Source organism: Streptomyces sp. NPDC058052, from assembly GCF_042885515.1.
Taxonomy (GTDB): Bacteria; Actinomycetota; Actinomycetes; order Streptomycetales; family Streptomycetaceae; genus Streptomyces.
Map to the genome: position 1 here is coordinate 97517 of NZ_JBHVRX010000019.1, position 18203 is coordinate 115719.

The 18203-nt window shown below is 73.6% G+C and carries 15 protein-coding genes; 7 read left to right on the forward strand and 8 right to left on the reverse strand.

From position 1 onward, the window contains the following. Positions 1-3: 3 nt before the first annotated feature. Positions 4-1137, reverse strand: a complete 1134-nt coding sequence (locus ACFVU3_RS24995) for an acyl-CoA dehydrogenase family protein (protein WP_390069442.1) — start codon at positions 1135-1137, stop codon at positions 4-6. Continuing rightward, on the reverse strand, positions 1137-2327 hold the full coding sequence (locus tag ACFVU3_RS25000; protein ID WP_390069444.1) for an amidohydrolase family protein: 1191 nt from the start codon (positions 2325-2327) through the stop codon (positions 1137-1139). The genes ACFVU3_RS24995 and ACFVU3_RS25000 overlap by 1 nt, the downstream gene beginning before the upstream one ends. Before the next feature lie 131 nt (positions 2328-2458). Here ACFVU3_RS25000 and ACFVU3_RS25005 point away from each other — a divergent pair, with 131 nt between their 5' ends. Next, complete coding sequence (locus ACFVU3_RS25005) at positions 2459-4018, forward strand: class I adenylate-forming enzyme family protein (RefSeq protein WP_390069445.1); 1560 nt, start codon at positions 2459-2461, stop codon at positions 4016-4018. Here ACFVU3_RS25005 and ACFVU3_RS25010 read toward each other — a convergent pair. Further along, positions 3957-4406 (reverse strand): STAS domain-containing protein, encoded by a 450-nt coding sequence (locus ACFVU3_RS25010; protein ID WP_390069447.1) that lies wholly within the window; start codon positions 4404-4406, stop codon positions 3957-3959. The genes ACFVU3_RS25005 and ACFVU3_RS25010 overlap by 62 nt on opposite strands. 204 nt (positions 4407-4610) lie before the next feature. Between ACFVU3_RS25010 and ACFVU3_RS25015 the strand changes: the two genes are divergently transcribed. Together ACFVU3_RS25015 and ACFVU3_RS25020 are read left to right on the forward strand one after the other, a co-directional pair. Continuing rightward, on the forward strand, positions 4611-5189 hold the full coding sequence (locus ACFVU3_RS25015) for a sigma-70 family RNA polymerase sigma factor (protein ID WP_390069449.1): 579 nt from the start codon (positions 4611-4613) through the stop codon (positions 5187-5189). Beyond that, positions 5186-6406 carry a maleylpyruvate isomerase N-terminal domain-containing protein gene (locus ACFVU3_RS25020; RefSeq protein ID WP_390069450.1) on the forward strand — a complete coding sequence of 407 codons (1221 nt, stop codon included), beginning with the start codon at positions 5186-5188 and terminating at the stop codon, positions 6404-6406. The genes ACFVU3_RS25015 and ACFVU3_RS25020 overlap by 4 nt, the downstream gene beginning before the upstream one ends. 113 nt (positions 6407-6519) lie before the next feature. Here ACFVU3_RS25020 and purU read toward each other — a convergent pair whose 3' ends face one another. Both purU and ACFVU3_RS25030 read right to left on the reverse strand, forming a co-directional pair. Further along, on the reverse strand, positions 6520-7371 hold the full coding sequence (gene purU, locus ACFVU3_RS25025; protein WP_390069452.1) for a formyltetrahydrofolate deformylase: 852 nt from the start codon (positions 7369-7371) through the stop codon (positions 6520-6522). A 73-nt stretch (positions 7372-7444) separates the two neighbouring features. Continuing rightward, complete coding sequence (locus ACFVU3_RS25030; protein ID WP_390069454.1) at positions 7445-7948, reverse strand: hypothetical protein; 504 nt, start codon at positions 7946-7948, stop codon at positions 7445-7447. Between the two features lie 143 nt (positions 7949-8091). On the opposite strand from ACFVU3_RS25030, the gene ACFVU3_RS25035 reads away from it, so the two are divergent. Then, positions 8092-9375, forward strand: a complete 1284-nt coding sequence (locus ACFVU3_RS25035) for an ABC transporter substrate-binding protein (protein ID WP_390069455.1) — start codon at positions 8092-8094, stop codon at positions 9373-9375. A gap of 18 nt (positions 9376-9393) precedes the next feature. Here ACFVU3_RS25035 and ACFVU3_RS25040 read toward each other — a convergent pair whose 3' ends face one another. Both ACFVU3_RS25040 and ACFVU3_RS25045 read right to left on the reverse strand, forming a co-directional pair. After that, positions 9394-10860 (reverse strand): hypothetical protein, encoded by a 1467-nt coding sequence (locus ACFVU3_RS25040; protein WP_390069457.1) that lies wholly within the window; start codon positions 10858-10860, stop codon positions 9394-9396. 139 nt (positions 10861-10999) lie between these two features. Beyond that, the gene (locus ACFVU3_RS25045) at positions 11000-12382 is read right to left on the reverse strand and encodes a transcriptional regulator (protein ID WP_390069459.1); all 1383 of its coding nucleotides are present in this window, start codon (positions 12380-12382) and stop codon (positions 11000-11002) included. A gap of 292 nt (positions 12383-12674) precedes the next feature. Between ACFVU3_RS25045 and ACFVU3_RS25050 the strand changes: the two genes are divergently transcribed. The 3 genes from ACFVU3_RS25050 to ACFVU3_RS25060 all read left to right on the forward strand — a co-directional run bounded on the left by ACFVU3_RS25050 (position 12675) and on the right by ACFVU3_RS25060 (position 15914). After that, complete coding sequence (locus tag ACFVU3_RS25050; protein WP_390069461.1) at positions 12675-13355, forward strand: bifunctional DNA primase/polymerase; 681 nt, start codon at positions 12675-12677, stop codon at positions 13353-13355. Positions 13356-13440: 85 nt separating this feature from the next. Next, on the forward strand, positions 13441-14292 hold the full coding sequence (locus tag ACFVU3_RS25055) for an ABC transporter ATP-binding protein (protein ID WP_390069463.1): 852 nt from the start codon (positions 13441-13443) through the stop codon (positions 14290-14292). Continuing rightward, on the forward strand, positions 14289-15914 hold the full coding sequence (locus ACFVU3_RS25060) for a transporter (protein WP_390069465.1): 1626 nt from the start codon (positions 14289-14291) through the stop codon (positions 15912-15914). Before ACFVU3_RS25055 ends, ACFVU3_RS25060 begins: the two co-directional genes overlap by 4 nt. Before the next feature lie 54 nt (positions 15915-15968). On the opposite strand, the gene ACFVU3_RS25065 is transcribed toward ACFVU3_RS25060, so the two are convergent. Beyond that, positions 15969-18170, reverse strand: coding sequence for an FG-GAP repeat domain-containing protein (locus ACFVU3_RS25065; protein ID WP_390069468.1), 2202 nt, complete (start codon positions 18168-18170; stop codon positions 15969-15971). Between the last annotated feature and the right edge of the window lie 33 nt (positions 18171-18203).

The following is an 18203-nucleotide window of genomic DNA, read 5'->3' on the forward strand; positions in this document are numbered from 1 at the left end:
GGCTCACCGTCCCTTCGGCAGGCCGAGGATCCGCTCGGCGACGATGTTGCGCTGGATCTGGCTGGTGCCGGCGGCGATCGTGTACGAGAGGGAGGAGAGCCGGTCGAGGTTCCACTCCCGGTCGAGGTCGAGGGCGTCGGGGCCGAGGACCTCGGCGGCGGCGTCGTAGAGCTCCTGGCGGGCGTGCGAGTAGTGCAGCTTGAAGACGGAGCCGCCGGTGCCGGGGACGCCACCGGTGGCCTGGGCCTCGCTGACGTTCCGCTGGGTGAGCCGCCACAGGGCCTGGAACCCGGCGGCGAGCGTGCCGAGCCTGCGGCGGAGCGCCGGGTCGTCCCAGCGGCCGTTCTCCCGTGCCGTACGGGCGAGTTCGCCGAGGAGGCGGCGGCAGGCGACGACCTCGCCGACGAAGGCGGTACCGCGTTCGAAGGAGAGGGTGACCATGGTGACCCGCCAGCCGTCGTTCTCCTCGCCGACGCGGTGGGAGACCGGCACCCGCACCTCGTCGAGGAAGAGCTCGGCGAACTCGGTGGACCCGGCGAGGGTCCGCAGCGGCCGTACCGTCACCCCGGGCGCGTCCATGGGCAGCGCGAGCCAGCTGATCCCCCGGTGCCGGGGCGCCTCCGGGTCGGTCCGCACGAGGAGTTCGCACCAGTCGGCGACCTCGGCGTGCGAGGTCCAGATCTTCTGCCCGGTGACGACGTACGCGTCCCCGTCCCGGACCGCCCGGGTCCGCAGCGACGCCAGGTCGGAGCCGGCGCCGGGCTCGCTGAAGCCCTGGCACCAGACCTCGTCGCCGCGCAGGACGGGCTCCAGCCAGCGGTCCCGCTGCTCCGCCGTGCCCTCGGCGGCGATGGTGGGACCGGCGTGGAGGAGGCCGACGAAGTTGGCGCCGACGTAGGGGGCGCCGGCCCGCTCGGTCTCCTCCAGGAAGATCAGCCGCTGGGTCGGCGAGGCGTCCCAGTGGACGTGGCCGTAACCGGCGTCGTGGAGCCGTCGCTGCCAGCCGCAGTCGTACGCCCTGCGGCCCGGCCAGTCGAGCGGGTCGGGCCGGTCCGGCAGCCGGGGCAGCTCGGCGGCGAGCCACGCCCGCAGTCCGGCCCGGAACCCCTCCTCCTCGTCCGTGTAGGAGAGGTCCATCAGACGATGCCCAGGTCGAGCATGCGGATGGCGTTGCCGCGCATCAGCTTGTAGACCGTCTCGTCGTCGAGGCCCCGGACGTGGTCGAGGGCGACCTCCTTGGTGTGCGGGAAGGTCGAGTCGACGTGCGGGTAGTCGGTCTCGAAGGTGGCGTTGTCCCGGCCCACCACGTCGAGGGAGGCGATGCCGTGCTTGTCGCGGAAGAAGCAGCAGAAGATCTGCCGGTAGTAGTAGGTGGACGGCGGCTCGGGGATCAGGTCGCGGACCCCGCCCCACGCGCGGTGCTCCTCCCACACGTCGTCGGCGCGCTCCAGGGCGTACGGGATCCACCCCATCTGGCCCTCGCTGTAGGCGAGCTTGAGCCGGGGGAACTTCACGAGGACCCCGGAGAAGAGGAAGTCCATCATCGAGGCCATCGCGTTGTTGAAGCTGAGGCTGGCCTGGACGGCGGGCGGCGCGTCGGGCGAGGCGGCCGGCATCTGGCTGCTGGAGCCGATGTGCATGTTCACCACCGTCCCGGTCTCCTGGCAGACGGCGAAGAAGGGGTCCCAGTGGCCGGAGTGGATGGACGGCAGGCCGAGGTGGGTGGGGATCTCGGAGAAGGTGACGGCCTTGACGCCGCGGGCCGCGTTGCGCCGGATCTCGGCGACGGCGAGGTCGATGTCCCAGAGCGGGATGATGCAGAGCGGGATCAGCCGGCCGCCGCTGTCGCCGCACCACTCCTCGACCATCCAGTCGTTGTAGGCGCGCACGCACGCGAGGGCGACCTCCTTGTCGTGCGCCTCGGCGAAGGTCTGCCCGCAGAAGCGCGGGAAGGTGGGGAAGCAGAGGCTCGCCTCGACGTGGTTGAGGTCCATGTCGGCGAGGCGTGCCTTCGGGTCCCAGCAGCCGCGCCGCATCTCCTCGCGGGTGATCCCCTCCAGGGTCATCTCGTCCCGGTCGAATCCGACGGCGGCGATGTTCCGCTTGTACGGGAACCTCAGGTCCTCGTAGATCCACCAGTCGGTGGGCGGGCCGTCCGGGTCCATCGTGATCTGGTACTTCCCCCCGACGTAGGCGAGCTCCCCGATGCCGGCGGTGAGCGCCCTGGGCCCCCGGTCGCGGTACTTCGCGGGCAGCCAGGTGTCGAACAGGTGGGCGGGCTCGATCACGTGGTCGTCGACGCTGATGATGCGGGGCAGTTCGGTCATGAGCCCTCCAGGTATCTGATGGATCGTCAGATCTCGATGAGGCAAGGCTAACCCCGAGGGTCTGGACCGACAAGGACCGTCCCCTTACGCTCTCCGCACGAACTGACGAGCCGTCAGGAATGGAGACTCCGGTGACCGCGACCGAAACCGCACAGGCCCTGGCGCTGGGCGAGTCCCGCACCCTCTGGGAGCTCGTCGAGCGCCGCGCCGGGCTCACCCCCGACCGGCCCGTCCTCCTCCAGGACGACCGCGTCCTCACCTTCGGCGACCTGCGCGCCCGCGCCGAACGCTGCGCCGCCGGGCTGTACGGCATGGGCGTCCGGGCCGGCACCGTCGTCGCCTGGCAGCTGCCCACCCGCATCGAGACCGCCGTGCTCTCCTTCGCCCTCGCCCGCCTCGGCGCCGTCCAGACCCCCGTCATCCCCTTCTACCGGGACAAGGAGGTCGGCTTCGCGCTCCGCGAGTCCCGGGCCGAGTACTTCGCCGTGCCCGGCGTCTGGCGCGGCCACGACCACACCGCGATGGCCCGCCGGCTCGGCGCGCGCGGGATCTTCCCGGCGTACGCCCCCGAGGATCTCCCCGACGGCGACCCGGCCGACCTCCCCCCGCCGCCCTCCTCCGGCACCGACGTCCGCTGGATCTACTGGACCTCCGGCACCACCTCCGACCCCAAGGGCGTCCTCCACACCGACCGCTCCCTGCTCGCCGGCGGCGCCTGCCTCGCCCACGCGCTGCGCCTCACCGCCGGCGACGTCGGCTCCATGGCCTTCCCCTACGCGCACATCGCCGGCCCCGACTACACGGTGATGCTGCTCCTCTACGGCTTCCCCGCCGTGATGCTCGAACAGTTCGCGCTGCCCGCGTCCCTGGACGAGTACCGCAGGCACGGGGTCACCGTCGCCGGCGGCTCCACCGCCTTCTACTCGATGTTCCTCGCCGAACAGCGCAAGAACCCCGGCGAACCCGTCATCCCCACCCTGCGGCTGCTCGCCGGCGGCGGCGCCCCCAAGCCGCCCGAGGTCTACCACGCGGTCCGCAAGGAACTGGGCTGCCAGCTCACCCACGGCTACGGCATGACCGAGGTCCCCATGATCACCATGGGCGACCCCGAGGACACCACCGAGAACCTCGCCACCACCGAGGGCCGGCCGCCCGCCGCCATGGAGATCCGGATCACCCCCGCCGGCGAGATACGGCTCCGCGGCGAGGCCGTCTGCCGCGGCTACCTCGACCCCGCGCAGACCGCCGCCGCCTTCGACGAGGACGGCTTCCTCATCACCGGCGACGTCGGCCACCTCACCCCCGGCGGCCACCTCGTCCTCACCGGCCGGGTGAAGGACATCATCATCCGCAAGGGCGAGAACATCTCGGCCAAGGAGATCGAGGACCTCCTCCACGAGCACCCGGCCGTCGGCGACGTCGCCGTCATCGGTCTCCCCGACGCCGAACGCGGCGAACGCGTCTGCGCCGTCGTCGAGCAGCCCGAGGGCGCCCCTCCGCTGACCCTGCCGGACCTCACCGCCTTCCTGCGCGCGGCCGGGCTCTCCGTCCACAAGCTGCCGGAACAGCTGGAGGTGGTCGACGCCCTGCCGCGCAACGAGACGCTGCGGAAGGTCCTCAAGTACAAGCTCAGGGAGCGGTTCGGGGCAGCGGGGCCGGCGGGGGAAGCGGAGGCAGCGGCGCCGGCCTGAACCGCGGCTCCGGGATCCGCACGCTGGCGGGCGCCTCGCCCGCCAGCGCCGCCGGCAGGTCCTCGTACACCTCGAAGAGGCGCGTCACGCCCAGCGCGGAGAAGACCCGGGTCACATGGCCCTGCCCGGCCTCCGCCTCGGGGAGGACCAGCCGCAGCCGCCCGCCGCAGGAGCGCAGCAGCCGGCGGGCCGCCACCAGCACGCCGATGCCGCTGGAGTCGCAGAACACCACTCCGGACAGGTCGACGACGAGGTCGTGCCGCCCCGCGGCGACGGCGTCGTGCACCCTCCGCCGTATCCGGGGAGAGGTCATCAGGTCCAGCTCGCCGCGCAGGCGCAGCACCGTCCATCCACCGCGGTCGTCCTGGTCGGCCTCGATCGTCGTCACGGACGGGCGCCTGCCCCGGGGGGCCTGGCCGAAACCCTCGGAGCCGGGTATGACGCTTTCCTTACCATCCGCTCCTGCGTGAAGGCCGCACTTGCGGCAAACAGGCGTGCGTCGTCGGCCGGTCGCACTAGTTTGGGGTGACGGACAGGACAGGGACCGACGGCGGGCGAGGCACGGACACGAAGCGGAAGGTGGAGGGCTCGGATGGCGAACGACACACCACCGCGCTGGGACCGCAGGATGCAGCAGCGGCTCGCACGCGGCGAGGCCGCCGCCCTCGGCGAGCTGTACGACCGCTTCGCCTCCCTCGTCCACAGCCTCGCCCACCGGGTCCTCGACGACGACCAGGCGGCCGACCAGGTCACCCGCGAGGTCTTCGGCTACATCTGGGAGAACCCCGACGCGTACGACCCCCGGCAGGGCAACCTGCGCTCCTGGGTCGCCCGGCTCACCCAGCGCCAGGCCGTGCACCGGCTCCGGCAGACCGAGGCGACGGCGTACGCGGAGACCGGCGTCGGCTCCGCCGAGGAGCTGGAGGCCAAGGTCCGCAGGGCCTCGGTCGCGGCCCGCGCCGACTACATCGTCACCTCCATGCCGGCCCCGCTCCGCAAGGCGCTCGAACTGGCGTACTTCCAGCGGCGGGACTACCGCCAGACCGCCGCCGACCTCTCCATCAGCCACGAGGAGGCCCGGCGCCGGCTCCGGCTCGGCCTCCAGCTCCTCTCCACGGCCAACACCCGCCCGCTCGACGGACCGCCGGGCGGCTACGGACGGGCGCTGTGACCGGGGCGAACGGCGAGGACGACGGCCTCGCACGCGCCCCCTGGATACCGGGCCCGCGGCAGTCCGCCGACGACCACGCGGACCTGACGGAGCCGCCCGACCCGGCGGCGCCCCTGGAGCTCTCCCACACGGTGCTCAAGTCCCTGCTCGGGGCCTGGGCGCTGTCGGCGTGTTCGGCCGCGGAGACCCGCGCCGTGGAGGACCACCTCACCGCGTGCGCGCCGTGCGCGGACGAGGCCCTGCGGCTGCGGGACGCGGTGACGCTGCTGCACGAGGACCGGGACCTGGACCTCGACCCGCTGCTGCGGTCCCGCGTCCTGGAGAACTGCCTGGGCCGCCGCCCGGCCCGCATCCCTGTGCCCTCCTGGGCCACCCCCTACGACGCCGAGACCGCCCGGCTGGACGCCCTGCTGCGGGACATCGGCGAGTCGGAGTGGCACGCGCCGGTCCGGCTCAAGTGGTACGAGGACGACCGGCTGGTGCGGCGGAAGTCGACCGTCGCCGGGGTCATCGGCCACCTCCTCGCCGTGGACGGCCTGGTGTCCGGCGCGCTCGGCCTGGACGACCCGCTCGGCCCCGACGTGCCCGAACTGTCGCCGACCGAGCGGACGGAAGCCTTCTGGGAGGCGCTGGACCGGCCGCCGAACCGGGCGCTGCGGGCGCCCTGGCGGGACCAGAGCCACGCGCTCGTCCGGACCGTGTCCTTCGCGGGCCGCGGGGTGTCCGACCTGACGGTCACCTACGGCGACTTCGCGCTCCCCCTGAAGGACGCGCTCCTGGAGCGGGCCTTCGAGTGCTGGGTCCACGCCGACGACATCGCCAACGCGGTGGCCTACCCCTACGACCCGCCGAGCGGCGCGCACCTGCACGGCATGATCGACCTGGCCGCGCGGCTCCTGCCGGCCGCGGTGGCCCACCGCCGCCGCACCGGCCTCGCGGCGCCGCCCCGCCACCTCGTCGCCGCCGGCGCGCCCGGCCGCTCGCTCCACCTGGAGGTCGAGGGCGCGGGCGGCGGCCACTGGTACATCGCGCTGGACTCGCCCGCCGCGCTCGGCTCCCCCGACCACACGGTCGCGCAGGTCGCCATGGACGGCGTCGAGTTCTGCCAGCTCGTGGCGGGCCACATCTCGCCCCAGGAGGCGGCCGCCGGCCAGGACGGCGACCGGGAGGCCATCCAGGACGTCCTCTCCGCCGCCGCCTCCCTGAGCCGCCTGTAGGCCCCACCCCACGGGCCGCGGCGGCGCGGGCCGCGGGGGTGCGGGGCGGCGCCCTCCGCCGCGCCTCCACAACGATGCGGCGGAGCCGCGCGGCGCGGGCCGCGGGGCGGGGGTCAGGCGAAGATGACGGTGCGGCGGCCGTTGAGGAGGATGCGGCGCTCGGCGTGCCACTTGACGGCCCGCGCCAGCGCCTGGCACTCCACGTCCCGCCCCACCGCGACGAGCTGGTCGGGCGTGACCTCGTGCCCGACGCGCTCGACCTCCTGCTCGATGATCGGCCCCTCGTCGAGGTCCGCCGTGACGTAGTGCGCCGTCGCCCCGATGAGCTTCACGCCGCGCGCGTGCGCCTGGTGGTACGGCTTGGCGCCCTTGAAGCTCGGCAGGAAGGAGTGGTGGATGTTGATGATCCGCCCGGAGAGCCGCTTGCAGAGGTCGTCGGAGAGCACCTGCATGTAGCGGGCGAGGACGACGAGCTCGACGTTCTCCTCCTCGACGAGGGCCAGCAGCTCGGCCTCGGCGGCCGGCTTGGTGTCCTTCGTGACGGGGATGTGCCGGAACGGCAGGTCGTAGGAGGCGACCAGTTCGGCGAAGTCGGTGTGGTTGGAGACGACGGCGACGATCTCGACGGGCAGCGCCCCGATCGAGGACCGGAAGAGCAGGTCGTTCAGGCAGTGGCCGAACTTCGAGACCATGAGCACGACCCGCATGCGCTCGTCGGCGAGGTGGATCTGCCAGTCCATCTGGAAGGAGTCGCCCACCGCCGCGAAGCTCGCCCGCAGTTTCTCCACGGTCACCGGCTGCTCGGCCGAGAAGTGGACCCGCATGAAGAAGAGACCCGTGTCGCGGTCTCCGAACTGCTGACTGTCCTCGATGTTGCATCCGGTGATGAAGAGGTAGCTCGACACGGCGTGCACGATGCCCTGCTTGTCCGGGCACGAGATGGTGAGGACGTACTGGTCGGTCATCCGGACAGCGTGCCACAACGCGCCGCCCGGTCCGTACCTCCGTCCGTCCACCGGACCCGCCCCCCGCCCGGTCTCAGGCGCGGGTGAGGATCCGCAGGACGTCCAGGGAGCGCGGCGGCGCGTCCGGGTCGTCCCCGTCGGCGGTCGCGAGCCGTACGTGGGCCTCGCGGGCCGCCTGGACGGCCTCGGGCCAGCCGGGGTGCTCCTGGTAGGCGGAGAAGGGCGCGTCGGGGCCGACCTGGTGGAGGATCCGCAGGACCCGCAGGACGGCGACGTCGACGAGCTGGGCCTCGGCGGAGTCCCGGAAGATCGCGCCGACGTAGCGCTCGGCGGACCAGCTGTCGAGCCAGGTGTCCTCGACGAGCCGGTAGACGGCGTCGGTGACGTCCCCGTACCCGTCCTGGCCCGCGAGCCAGACGGACCGGTGGAACCCGGGGTCGGAGAGCATGTGCAGCGCCGAGCGCACATTGGTGCGCCAGCGCCACCACGGCATGTCGTTGAGCGGCATGCCGCCCATGGTGGAGGAGCGACGGCCGCGACGGGAAGAGTTAACCGGACCGGGGACGGAACTGGACATCGCTCGATCGTACGGTTCGCCACCGACAACCGGACTCACACCCTCCTCTTAGGGGCCCCGACCCCCGTAATTCACCTCCATGTCACCCACCGTTGAACGGTGCACACTCCCGCGTTACCCGTGAGCCGGAATGGTGCATGCCCATGACCGGTAGGCGACTGTCCTCACTTCTCGCGTCCGTCACCGCCGCGGCGGCCGGCGCGTCGCTCCTCACCGGGTGTGGCGTGCTCCCTGGTGCCACGGGGGGCTCCAGGGAGCCCGTCACGGTGATGACCTGGGCACCCGACCAGACCCGTGCGACCAACATGCCCGGCATGCCCGCCATGGCCCAGACGTACGCGCGCTGGGTGAACTCCCAGGGCGGCATCGACGGGCACGAACTGCGCGTCCTCACCTGCAACGAACAGAACACCCCGGCCGGCGCCGCCGCGTGCGCCCGCCGCGCGGTCCGTGAGAACGCGGTCGCCGTCGTGGGCTCGTACAGCCAGAACGGGCGCGCCTTCATGGCCCCCCTCGAAGCGGCCGGCATCCCGTACATCGGCGGCTACGGCCTCACCGAGGACGAGTTCACCAGCCACCTGTCGTACCCCGTCAACGGCGGTCTCGCCGCGCTCGTCGCCGGGCACGGCATGCAGCTGGCCGAGTCCTGCGACCAGGTCTCCCTGGTCCGCCCCGACACCCTCGCCGGCGACCGGCTGCCCCGGCTCCTCGACGCCGGGCTGAAGAAGGCGAGCAAGCGCGGCGCCGTCGACATCCCGGCCGTCGAGGACGCCACCGAGTACACCGCCCAGGCCACCCGCGCCCGGGACAAGGCGGGCACGGAGGACGGCTGTGTCGCCGCCGTGCTCGGCGAGCGGACCCAGACCTTCTTCGACTCCTTCCGCCGCCTGCCGCGGGGGGCGGGGGGCGCCCAGGAGACCTCCGACGACGACAGGGGATCCGTCCGGATCTCCTCCGTCCTCGGCAGCGTCGGCCAGCCCGTCATCGACCGCACCGGCGGCGCCCGCAGCCCCTTCGAGGGCGCCTACGTCACCGGCTGGTACCCGGAGGCGGAGGACAGGAGCTGGGAGCCGATGCGGAAGGTCATCAAGGAGCACGCCTTCGCCGACAACCGCGTCGACCCGACCGACACCGGCGTCCAGACGACCTGGATCGCCTACACCGTCCTCAAGGAGGTCGTCGAGTCCCTCGACAGGGACACGATCACCGCCTCCCGCATCACCGAGGCCCTCGACCGCGGCGCCCAGGTGGACACCGGCGGCCTCACCCCGAAGCTGCGCTGGATGTACGAGGACCTGCTCGGCGCCCCGGACTTCCCCCGGATCGTCAACCACGAGGTCACGTTCCAGGTGGTGCGGAAGGGCCGGCTCGTCGCCCAGAAGCCCGGCTTCGTCGACGTCGGCCCGACCGTCACCAACCGCGGCTGACCCGCCCCGGTCCGCCGCCTACAGCTGGGTGGCGGACCGCTTCGACAGTCCGTACTTCTCGGCGGTCGGGTTCCACAGCCCGGCCGCCTCCTTCTTGGCCTTGGTCGCCTCGGCGCTCTTGTCGCTGGCCGCCTTGAGCCGGTTGGTGTTCTTGGCCTTGCCGCCCTTGCAGGCGTTCTTGGCCTTCATCTGGTCCGCCCAGCCCGCGTAGTGGTCGTCGGCCGCGGCCGACGCCTGCCACGCGCGCGTGAGCGCCGCCGTCAGCGCCTGGTTGTCGGGCAGCTTGTCCACGCCGATCGTCTGGAGCTTGGTCACCAGGCTCCGGCGCTGCTCGGCCGCGCCGCGCAGGTCGGCGGCGGCCTTGTCGAGGTTCTTGCACTGCTTGATCGCCTCGACCGAGCTGATCACCGTGTCCCGGCTGTCGTTGCTCGTCGCGAGGAGCTTGTCCAGCTCCTTCGCCTGCGGCTCGGCCGGGTCGTCCTTCTTCTCCGGCGCCTCGGAGGCACCGTCGCCCGTCGCCGGGGCCTGCGAGCTCGGGGCGGCGCTCTGCCCCGTCGTGGGCTCCTTCTCGTCGCCGCCGCTGAGCAGCGCGCCCACACCGAGGCCGACGACCGCGCAGCCCACCACCACGGCCGCGATCAGCGCGACCGGCGACTTCCGCCGCGAGGGCTCCGGCTCGTCGTCGTAGTAGTACGCCTCCTGGTGGCCGCCGGGCGCCTGGTAGCCGCCACCGCCCTGGTAGCCGTACTGCTGCTGCGGCGGCGCCTGGTGCTGCGGCGGATGCTGCTGGTACGGGGCCGGGGCGGGCTGCTGGTACGCCGGAGGCGCGGGCTGCGCCGGCGCCGCGTCCCGGAAGAGGCTGTCGAACTCCGCGGGCGGCTGCGACGGACCGGGGCCCCCGGGCACGGGACCACCCGGCACGGGACCACCCGGCACGGGACCACCCGGCACGGGACCACCCGGCACGGGCGCCATGTACTGGGTCGCGTCGGAGGCACCGGCCGGGGCGGGCGGCTGCGGCAGCCTGCCGGTCCCCAGGAACTGCGTCTGCGCCCCGCCCCCGGGACCGGCCTGCGGCGGCACGGGCGCGATGTGCTGGGTGGCCTGCAGGTCGGCGGCCGGAGCCGCGGCCGGCGGCGGGTAGCCGTACCCGGCGGGCGGACCCACCGGCGGCACACCGCCCGGCACGGGCGCGATGTGCTGGGTCGCCTGCAGGTCGCCGTGCGCGGCGACCGGCGGCGGGTAGCCGTACCCGGCCGGCGGACCGGCCGGCGGCATCCCCCCGGGGGCGCCCTGCGGCTGCGGCGGCACCGGGGCTATGTACTGGGTGGCCTGGAGATCACCGGCGGCCGGCGCCTCGGGGGGCAGTGGCTGCGCCGGAGGCAGCGGCTGCCCGCCCGGCTGGGGCTGGGCGCCCGCGGGCCCCCAGGCACCGCCCCACGCCTGCGCGCCCCCCTGCTCCGGACCCTGTCCGTTCTGCGTCACCGGGACTCCTACTGATGGACCTACGGAATCGTCGGGTCACGCTACCGGGTGCGCCCATGGCTCCGCACACACGTGTGAGCCCGGTAACACCCTTCGTACGGAACGGGTCCGGCCCGCGGACCGTCCGCCCGGGGAGGAGCTACGCCGCGTGCACCTCCAGACGGGCCTCGAACTCCCGGACCACCGCCTCGCCCGCGAACGGCTCCAGGCGGTCCCTCAGATCCTCCAGGTACTCGGCGCCGCGCGACGACCGCAGGGTGCCGAGCAGTTCGAGCGCGCGCGTGCCCGCGCGGCACGCCTCCTCGATCTCCCGCTGCTGCACCCGCGCGGACGCCAGCAGCGCGAGCCCGATCGCCCGCCGCCGCGCCCGCCCCTCCGGGTGCCCGGCCAGCGCCTCCTCCGCCGACCGGACCGCCGCCTCGGCGCGCCCCAGGTCCCGGTGGCAGTGCGCCAGTTCGTCCGCGAGGTACGACCGGTCGAAGTGGGCGATCCACACCGGGTCGTCACCGGACTCCGGATCGGCCAGCTCCAGCGCGCGCACGGCGCGCCCCGCCGTCGACTCGAAGGCCCGGACGTCGCCCATCAGCGCGTGCCCGCGTGCCTCCGCCGCCAGGAACATCGCCTCGGCCCGCGGCGGCACCCCGCCCCGGGTCCCCTCCTGGGCGGCCCGCGCCAACTGGGCGATCTCCCGGGGGTTCCCGAGCTCCGCCGCCAGGTGGCTCATCGACGCGGCCAGCACGTAGCCGCCGTACGCCCGGTCCCCGGCCGCCTGCGCGAGCCGCAGCGCCTGGATGTAGTACCGCTGGGCCAGGCCCGGTTCGCCCGTGTCCACGGCCATGTACCCGGCCAGCTCGGTCAGTCGGGCCACCGCGCCGAACAGCTCCCGGCCGACCGCCTCCCGGTACGAGCCCGACAGCATCCCGGCGACCACGCTGTCGAGGTAGTGGACCACCACCGGGCGGACGTGCCCGCTGCCGAAGCGCCGGTCCAGGTCGACGAGCGCCGCCGTCATCTCCCGTACCGCCGCCACGTCCGAGCGGCCGACCCGGGCGCCGGCCGCGCGCGCCACCTGCGCGTCCGCGCCGGTGATCAGCCAGTCCCGGCTCGGTTCCACGAGCGCCGAGGCGGCGACCGCGGAACCGGTCAGGAAGTCCCGGCGGCCCACGTCGCTCCGGTACAGCTCGCAGACCTGCTCGATCGCGCCGAGCACCGTCGGCGCGAACTGGAGGCCGACGCCCGCCGCGAGGTTCCGGCCGTTGGCCATCCCCACCTCGTCGATCGTCACCGTGCGCCCCAGCTTGCGGCCGATGGCCTCGGCGATGACGCCGGGCGCCCGGCCGCGCGGCTGCTGCCCTCGCAGCCAGCGCGCCACCGAGGTCTTGTCGTACCGCAGGTCGAGGCCGCGCTCCGCGCCGACCATGTTGACCCTGCGGGCGAGACCGGCGTTGGAACACGCGGCCTCCTGGATGAGCGCCTGGAGCCGTTCGTTGGGCTGTCGCGGCACGAGTGGCCTGGCTGCCATGAGTGGAACCCCCAGACGGGACAGGTACGGACACGGAATGATCACTGCCCTGCGAATATCCGGTCAATGCCGATGTGAACACGCGAAACCGGACACGTCGGCCGACGGTGTGCGGCACCCTGCCCCACCCCCCGGCCCGCGTCCGTCCCGCCCTTTCCGTACCCCTCCCCCGCTCCCCGGTCCCCCGCGCGCCCCCGCGCGTGCACCCATGCGCCCCGCATGCAGGATCGATGCCTCACTCCCGGCGCCGCCCCGCCCGTAACCCCAGGTGACGGGCGCAGTTGTCTTCACCGTGGATGAGACCATCGGAGTCACGACGGAAGCCGCACAGATCCCCCAGCAGCGAGGCGAGCAGCTGCTCGACAGCGCCGTGCGGTATGCGGAAGAGCGGCACTGGGACGTGTTCCCGGGGACCTGGCTGGAAGCCGTCGACGGCCGGGAGCGCTGCTCCTGCGGCACCGCCGACTGCCCGCTGCCGGGCGGCCACGCCGTGAAGCCCGACTGGGCGACGCTGGCGACCGGGAGCGCGGTCGGCGCCCGGCGCATGTGGTCGAAGCAGCCGAAGTCGTCGATCCTCCTCCCCACCGGCCGCACCTTCGACGCGATCGAGGTCCCCGAGGCGGCCGGTTTCCTCGCGCTCGCCCGCATGGAGCGCATGGAGCTGACGCTGGGGCCGGTGACCTGCACCCCGGACCGCCGGATGTTCTTCTTCGTGCTGCCCGGCGCCTCCGCCAAGGTCCCCGACCTGATCCGCAAGCTCGGCTGGGCCCCGGCCTCGCTCGACCTCACCACACGCGGGGAGGGCCATTACGTGGCGGCCCCGCCCACCCGGATCGGCGGCCGGGGCGCGGTGCAGTGGGCCCGGCGGCCCACGCCGGCCAACCGCTGGCTCCCGGACGCGGAGGAGCTGATCAGCGCGCTCGCGTACGCGTGCGGGCGCGAGGCGGCCGAATCACGGGCCCGCCGTCCCTGACCCGGTCGTTCCCGCGGGCCGCCCCGTAGGGTGGCCGGACGGCGCGCGCAGCGCCGTACGGGGACGACCGAAGGGTTGACGGACCATGCCTGACCAGGCATTTGACGGAGCGTTCGAACCGACGGGCGCCGCACCGGATTCTTCCGGGGCGGCGCCCGCGGTGCAGGTGGAGGGGGTGTGGAAGCGGTTCGGGCAGCAGATCGCGGTGAGCGGGATCGATCTGGTGCTGCCGGCGGGGAAGTTCATCGGACTGGTCGGGCCCAACGGGGCGGGCAAGACCACCACCCTCTCCATGATCACCGGCCTGCTGCGGCCGGACTCCGGCCGGATCCGGGTGGCCGGCCACGACGTGTGGCAGGACCCCGAGTCGGTGGCCCGCGTGAAGGAGCGGATCGGGATCCTGCCGGAGGGGCTGCGTCTCTTCGAGCGGCTCTCGGGCCGTGAACTCCTGGCCTACAGCGGGCGGCTGCGGGGGCTGCCCGGTGCGGAGGTCGACAAGCGCGCCACCCAGCTCCTCGACGTGCTCGACCTGGCCGGTTCGCAGCACAAGCTGGTCGTCGACTACTCGACCGGCATGCGGAAGAAGATCGGTCTGGCGGCGGCGCTGCTGCACAACCCCGACGTGCTCTTCCTCGACGAGCCCTTCGAGGGCGTCGACCCGGTGTCGGCGCAGACCATCCGGGGCGTCCTGGAGCGGTACACGGCCTCCGGCGCCACCGTCGTCTTCTCCAGCCACGTGATGGAACTGGTGGAGTCGCTGTGCGACTGGGTCGCGGTGATGGCCGGGGGCCGGATCCGGGCGCAGGGGCCGCTGGCGGAGGTGAAGGGCTCCGCGGCCACCCTCCAGGAGGCGTTCCTGGAGCTGGTCGGCGCGAACGGCCGGGCCGCCGCGGGCGATTCGCTGGACTGGCTGGGCGGCAAGGGCGAGACGCGATGACGGCGCGGACGGCGGGGGCCGCCGCGGCTCCGGTGCCGCTCACCCCGATCTTCGTACGGCTGAAGCTGTCGCTGATGCGGAACGGGCTGCGGCAGTCGGGCGGGCGCACGGCCGCGTTCGTGGCGTCCCTGGTGGTGGTGCTGGCGATCGCCGCCTTCATGGTGCTGGGATTCCTGCTGCTGCGGGGGAACGCGGCGGCCGGGGCGGTCTCGGTGATCACGGTCGGGATCTTCGCGCTCGGCTGGGCGGTGATGCCGCTGTTCCTGCCGAGCGGGGACGAGACGCTGGACCCCTCGCGCCTGGTGATGCTGCCGCTGCGGCCGCAGCCGCTGGTGCGGGCGCTGCTCGTGGCCTCCCTCGTGGGCATCGGCCCGCTCTTCACGCTCTGTCTGGCGGTCGGGGCCGTCGTCGCCGTGGCGCACGGCACCGCGGCGTGGGTGTCCGCGGTGGTGGCGGTGCCGCTGGTGCTGCTGGTGTGCGTGGCGCTGTCGCGGGCCATCGCGACGGCGAACGTGCGGCTGCTGTCCTCCCGCAAGGGGCGGGACATGGCGCTGCTGAGCGGTCTGGTGATCGCCCTGGGCATCCAGGCCGTCAACTTCGGCGCCCAGGCGCTGGGCCGCGCGAAGGACCTCTCGGTGCTCGACACGGTCGCGTCGGTGGTGGGCTGGCTGCCGCCGGCCTCCGCGGTGGCGGCGGTGCGGTCGGCCGCGGACGGGGACCTCGTGGTGGCCGTGGCGCGGCTGGTGCCCGCGGTGGTCGTGCTGGTGGCGCTGCTGTGGTGGTGGCGCCGGAGCCTGGTGCGGCTGATGGACGAGCCGGACGGTTCGACCATCGGGGCGGCGCCGGAGGCGGTGCGGGACCCGGCCGAGGGGCGCGGGCTGCTGGCCCGGCTGCTGCCCGGGGGCCGTACGGGTGCGGTGATGGAACGTTGCCTCCGCTACATCTGGCGCGACCCGAAGACGAAGGCCGCGTGGGTGTCGGCGCTGGCGGTCGGCGCGCTGGTGCCGATGTTCAACGCCTTCCAGGAGGCCGGTTCGGTCTACTGGGCGTGCTTCGCGTCCGGGATGCTCGGCGTGCAGATGTTCAACCAGTTCGGGCAGGACTCGTCGGCGTTCTGGATGGTGGCGCAGACGATCTCGTCGCCGGCGGACGCGTACGCGGAGCTGCGTGACCGGGTGTACGTGATGCTCGTGATCACGGTGCCGTTCACGGTGGTCGTCGCCGTGGGGACGGCGCTGGTCACGGGCGGCTGGACGCAGCTCCCGGAGGTCTTCGGCCTGGCGGCCGCCCTGCTGGGCGCGATGCTGGCGCTGGGCGTGGTCGCGTCCGTCAGATACCCGTACGCGGTCCCCCAGGACTCGCGCCGCAACGTGGCGCCGGGCCAGGGCGGGATGGCGGTCGCCGCGATCTTCGGCGGCATGTTCGGCGGCCCGCTGCTGTGCGCGCCGCTGATCGCCCTGCTGGTCTGGCTGCGCGTGAGCGACCAGGACGGCCTGCTGTGGCTGCTGCTGCCGCTGGGCGTCACCTACGGCGCCCTGCTGACCTGGGGCGCCCTGAAGCTGATGTCGGGCCGGATGGTGAAGCGCCTGCCGGAGATCCTGGCGGCGGTCAGCAAGGGCTGAGCCCCGGGTGGTCCTTCCGGCGCGGAGGCGCGCCGGAAGGACCACCCGGTCCCGTCAGAAGACGAGCTGCGCGGCGTTCACCGGGCGGGTCTGGCCCATGAGTTCACGGCCCTTGAAGGGGGCGCTCCAGCTCCCGGTGCCCTTGTACAGCCAGTTGCCGTCGGGGCTGAGGCCGACCAGGTCGGCGCGCCCGTCACCGGTGGAGTCGCCGACGGCGACGATGTGGGTGTACGTGTTCCATCCGCCGCCCACGCGCGTGCGCTGCGCCAGGGTGCCGTCGCCCTTGCCGAGGTACTGCCACAGGACGCCGTCCTTGTCGCGGGCGACGACGTCGCCGGCGGCGGCGCCGCCGATGTTCCCGGTGGCGACGAGCTTGGTGTAGCCGCCCCAGCCGGCGCCGATCCGCTTGCGGGTGGCGAAGGGGGAGGTGGCCTTCCCGGTGGACGGGTACAGCCACAGGACGCCGGTGCGGTCGGTGGCGAGGACGTCGGCGCGCCCGTCGCCGGTGAGGTCGGACCCGCCGGAGATCTTGTCGTAGATCTGCCAGCCGCCGCCGACCCGGACGCGGGTGGCGAAGCCGCCGGTGCCGTTGCCCTGGTAGAGCCAGAGCACGCCGTCCCGGTCGCGGGCGACGAGGTCGCCGACCGCCGAGCCCGCGAGGTTGCCGGTCGCCTCGATCCGGTCGTAGATCTGCCAGCCGTTGCCGACGGACACGGGCGCGTCCACGTCGATGATCTGCCCGTCGTTGGCGTACGGGCTGTAGTGGGAGTCCTGGCGCCAGAGGCGGCCGGACGTGTCGCGGCTCAGCAGGTCGAGGCCGGCGTTGTCGTTGAAGTCGTGCGGCCGGGTGGCGCGGGTGACCGTGAAGCCGCCCGTGGCGGTGGCGGTGGGGCCGATGCCGTTGAGCGGCTTGGCCTCGACCGTCCAGGTGTAGGCGCCGTTGGGGGCGCCCTCGTAGTGGGAACCGGCGGTGCCGTCCCAGGTGAACGGCACGGTGGTGACGTACGGGTGGGTCTCGAACATCTGGCTGGTCCGGCCGGTGCGGACGTGCCGCAGGGTGACCTTGATGTCGACGGTGGTCCGGGAGAAGTCCCAGGCGAAGGAGACCTTCCCGCCGTTCTTGTCGAGGTCGACCACCGCGGGCGGCCCGCCGGGGCCGATCACGATCTCGGTCGGCTCGCCGGTCGCGGCCACGAGGGCGGTCTCCGGCTCCGCGCCGCCCTTGTCCTCGATCCGGTACAGGCCCTCGCCCTTGCCGACGAGGCCGCCGCGCACGTACAGGCTGCCCTCGGGACCGGCGGCGGCGGAGGTGAGGTGGTCGAGCAGCGTCACCGGGGCCGCGGCGGGGTCGGTCAGGCTGTACGCGACGAGCGGGTAGAGCGGGTTCGGCTCCCCGTACGCGATGCCGTCGGCCTCGCCGAACACCACCCAGCCGGCGAGCAGTCCGACCTTGAGCGCGTCCGACGGCGCGTCGGGGACCGGGATCTCCCGCACCTCGTCCGTGGCGCGGTCCAGGACGAACACCTTCGGGTTCGCGGTGGTGCCGCCCTCGGTCCAGGCGACGTGCGTCGCGGAGGCCGCGACATCGCCTCCCGACGACGCGCGCGTACGGTCGTGGATCTCGCCCACGGTGCCGGTGGCGAGGTCGATGAGACCCCACTTGTCGGTGGTGCCGACCTGGAAGGTGACGAGGGCGTGGTCGGGGTCGGCGCCGGTGACGGACATCTCCGTCGCGCCGTCGGGGAAGCCGGAGACGGTGGCGGTGCCGGCGGCGGTGTGGCTGCGCAGCACGCTGCCCTCGTCGCTGCGGAGCGCCGTGAAGACGGCGTCGGCGGCGGATCCGGCGTAGACGGCGTCGCCGATCCGCATCGACACGGGGATCTGGAGCGAGGCGCCGGTGGTCAGGTTCCGCTGGGTCACCGAGGAGTGGCCGGCGACGACGAGGTAGTCGTCGGTCCGGGTGGACCGCAGCTGGGTGAAGTCGCCGAACGTCTCGCCGGGCGCGCCGTCGAACCGCCGCCACGCGTAGTCGCCGTTGTTCTGGTTGCGCGTGAGGTAGCCGGTCAGTCCGGCGGCGACCAGGTCGTGCTCGTTCCCCTGGGGGTACGCGACGGCGGCCTCGGCGGTGTTCACGGCGACGGCCGCGGGGGGCGCGGCGTGGGCGGGAGCGGTCAGCAGGCCCACTCCGGTGGTCGCGGCGAGGGCGATGCTGACGGCTGCGGCGAGGCGGCGGCGGTGCGGGCGGGACGGAAGCACGTGCGGTTCCTCCTGGGGCGGCAGGACTCGGCC

Coding starts and splice junctions, on each gene's coding strand:
- ACFVU3_RS24995 (WP_390069442.1), bottom strand. CDS start 1,137: ATGGACCTCTCCTACACGGACGAGGAGGAGGGGTTCCGGGCCGGACTG.
- ACFVU3_RS25000 (WP_390069444.1), bottom strand. CDS start 2,327: ATGACCGAACTGCCCCGCATCATCAGCGTCGACGACCACGTGATCGAG.
- ACFVU3_RS25015 (WP_390069449.1), top strand. CDS start 4,611: ATGGCGAACGACACACCACCGCGCTGGGACCGCAGGATGCAGCAGCGG.
- purU (WP_390069452.1), bottom strand. CDS start 7,371: ATGACCGACCAGTACGTCCTCACCATCTCGTGCCCGGACAAGCAGGGC.
- ACFVU3_RS25030 (WP_390069454.1), bottom strand. CDS start 7,948: ATGTCCAGTTCCGTCCCCGGTCCGGTTAACTCTTCCCGTCGCGGCCGT.
- ACFVU3_RS25035 (WP_390069455.1), top strand. CDS start 8,092: ATGACCGGTAGGCGACTGTCCTCACTTCTCGCGTCCGTCACCGCCGCG.
- ACFVU3_RS25045 (WP_390069459.1), bottom strand. CDS start 12,382: ATGGCAGCCAGGCCACTCGTGCCGCGACAGCCCAACGAACGGCTCCAG.
- ACFVU3_RS25055 (WP_390069463.1), top strand. CDS start 13,441: ATGCCTGACCAGGCATTTGACGGAGCGTTCGAACCGACGGGCGCCGCA.
- ACFVU3_RS25060 (WP_390069465.1), top strand. CDS start 14,289: ATGACGGCGCGGACGGCGGGGGCCGCCGCGGCTCCGGTGCCGCTCACC.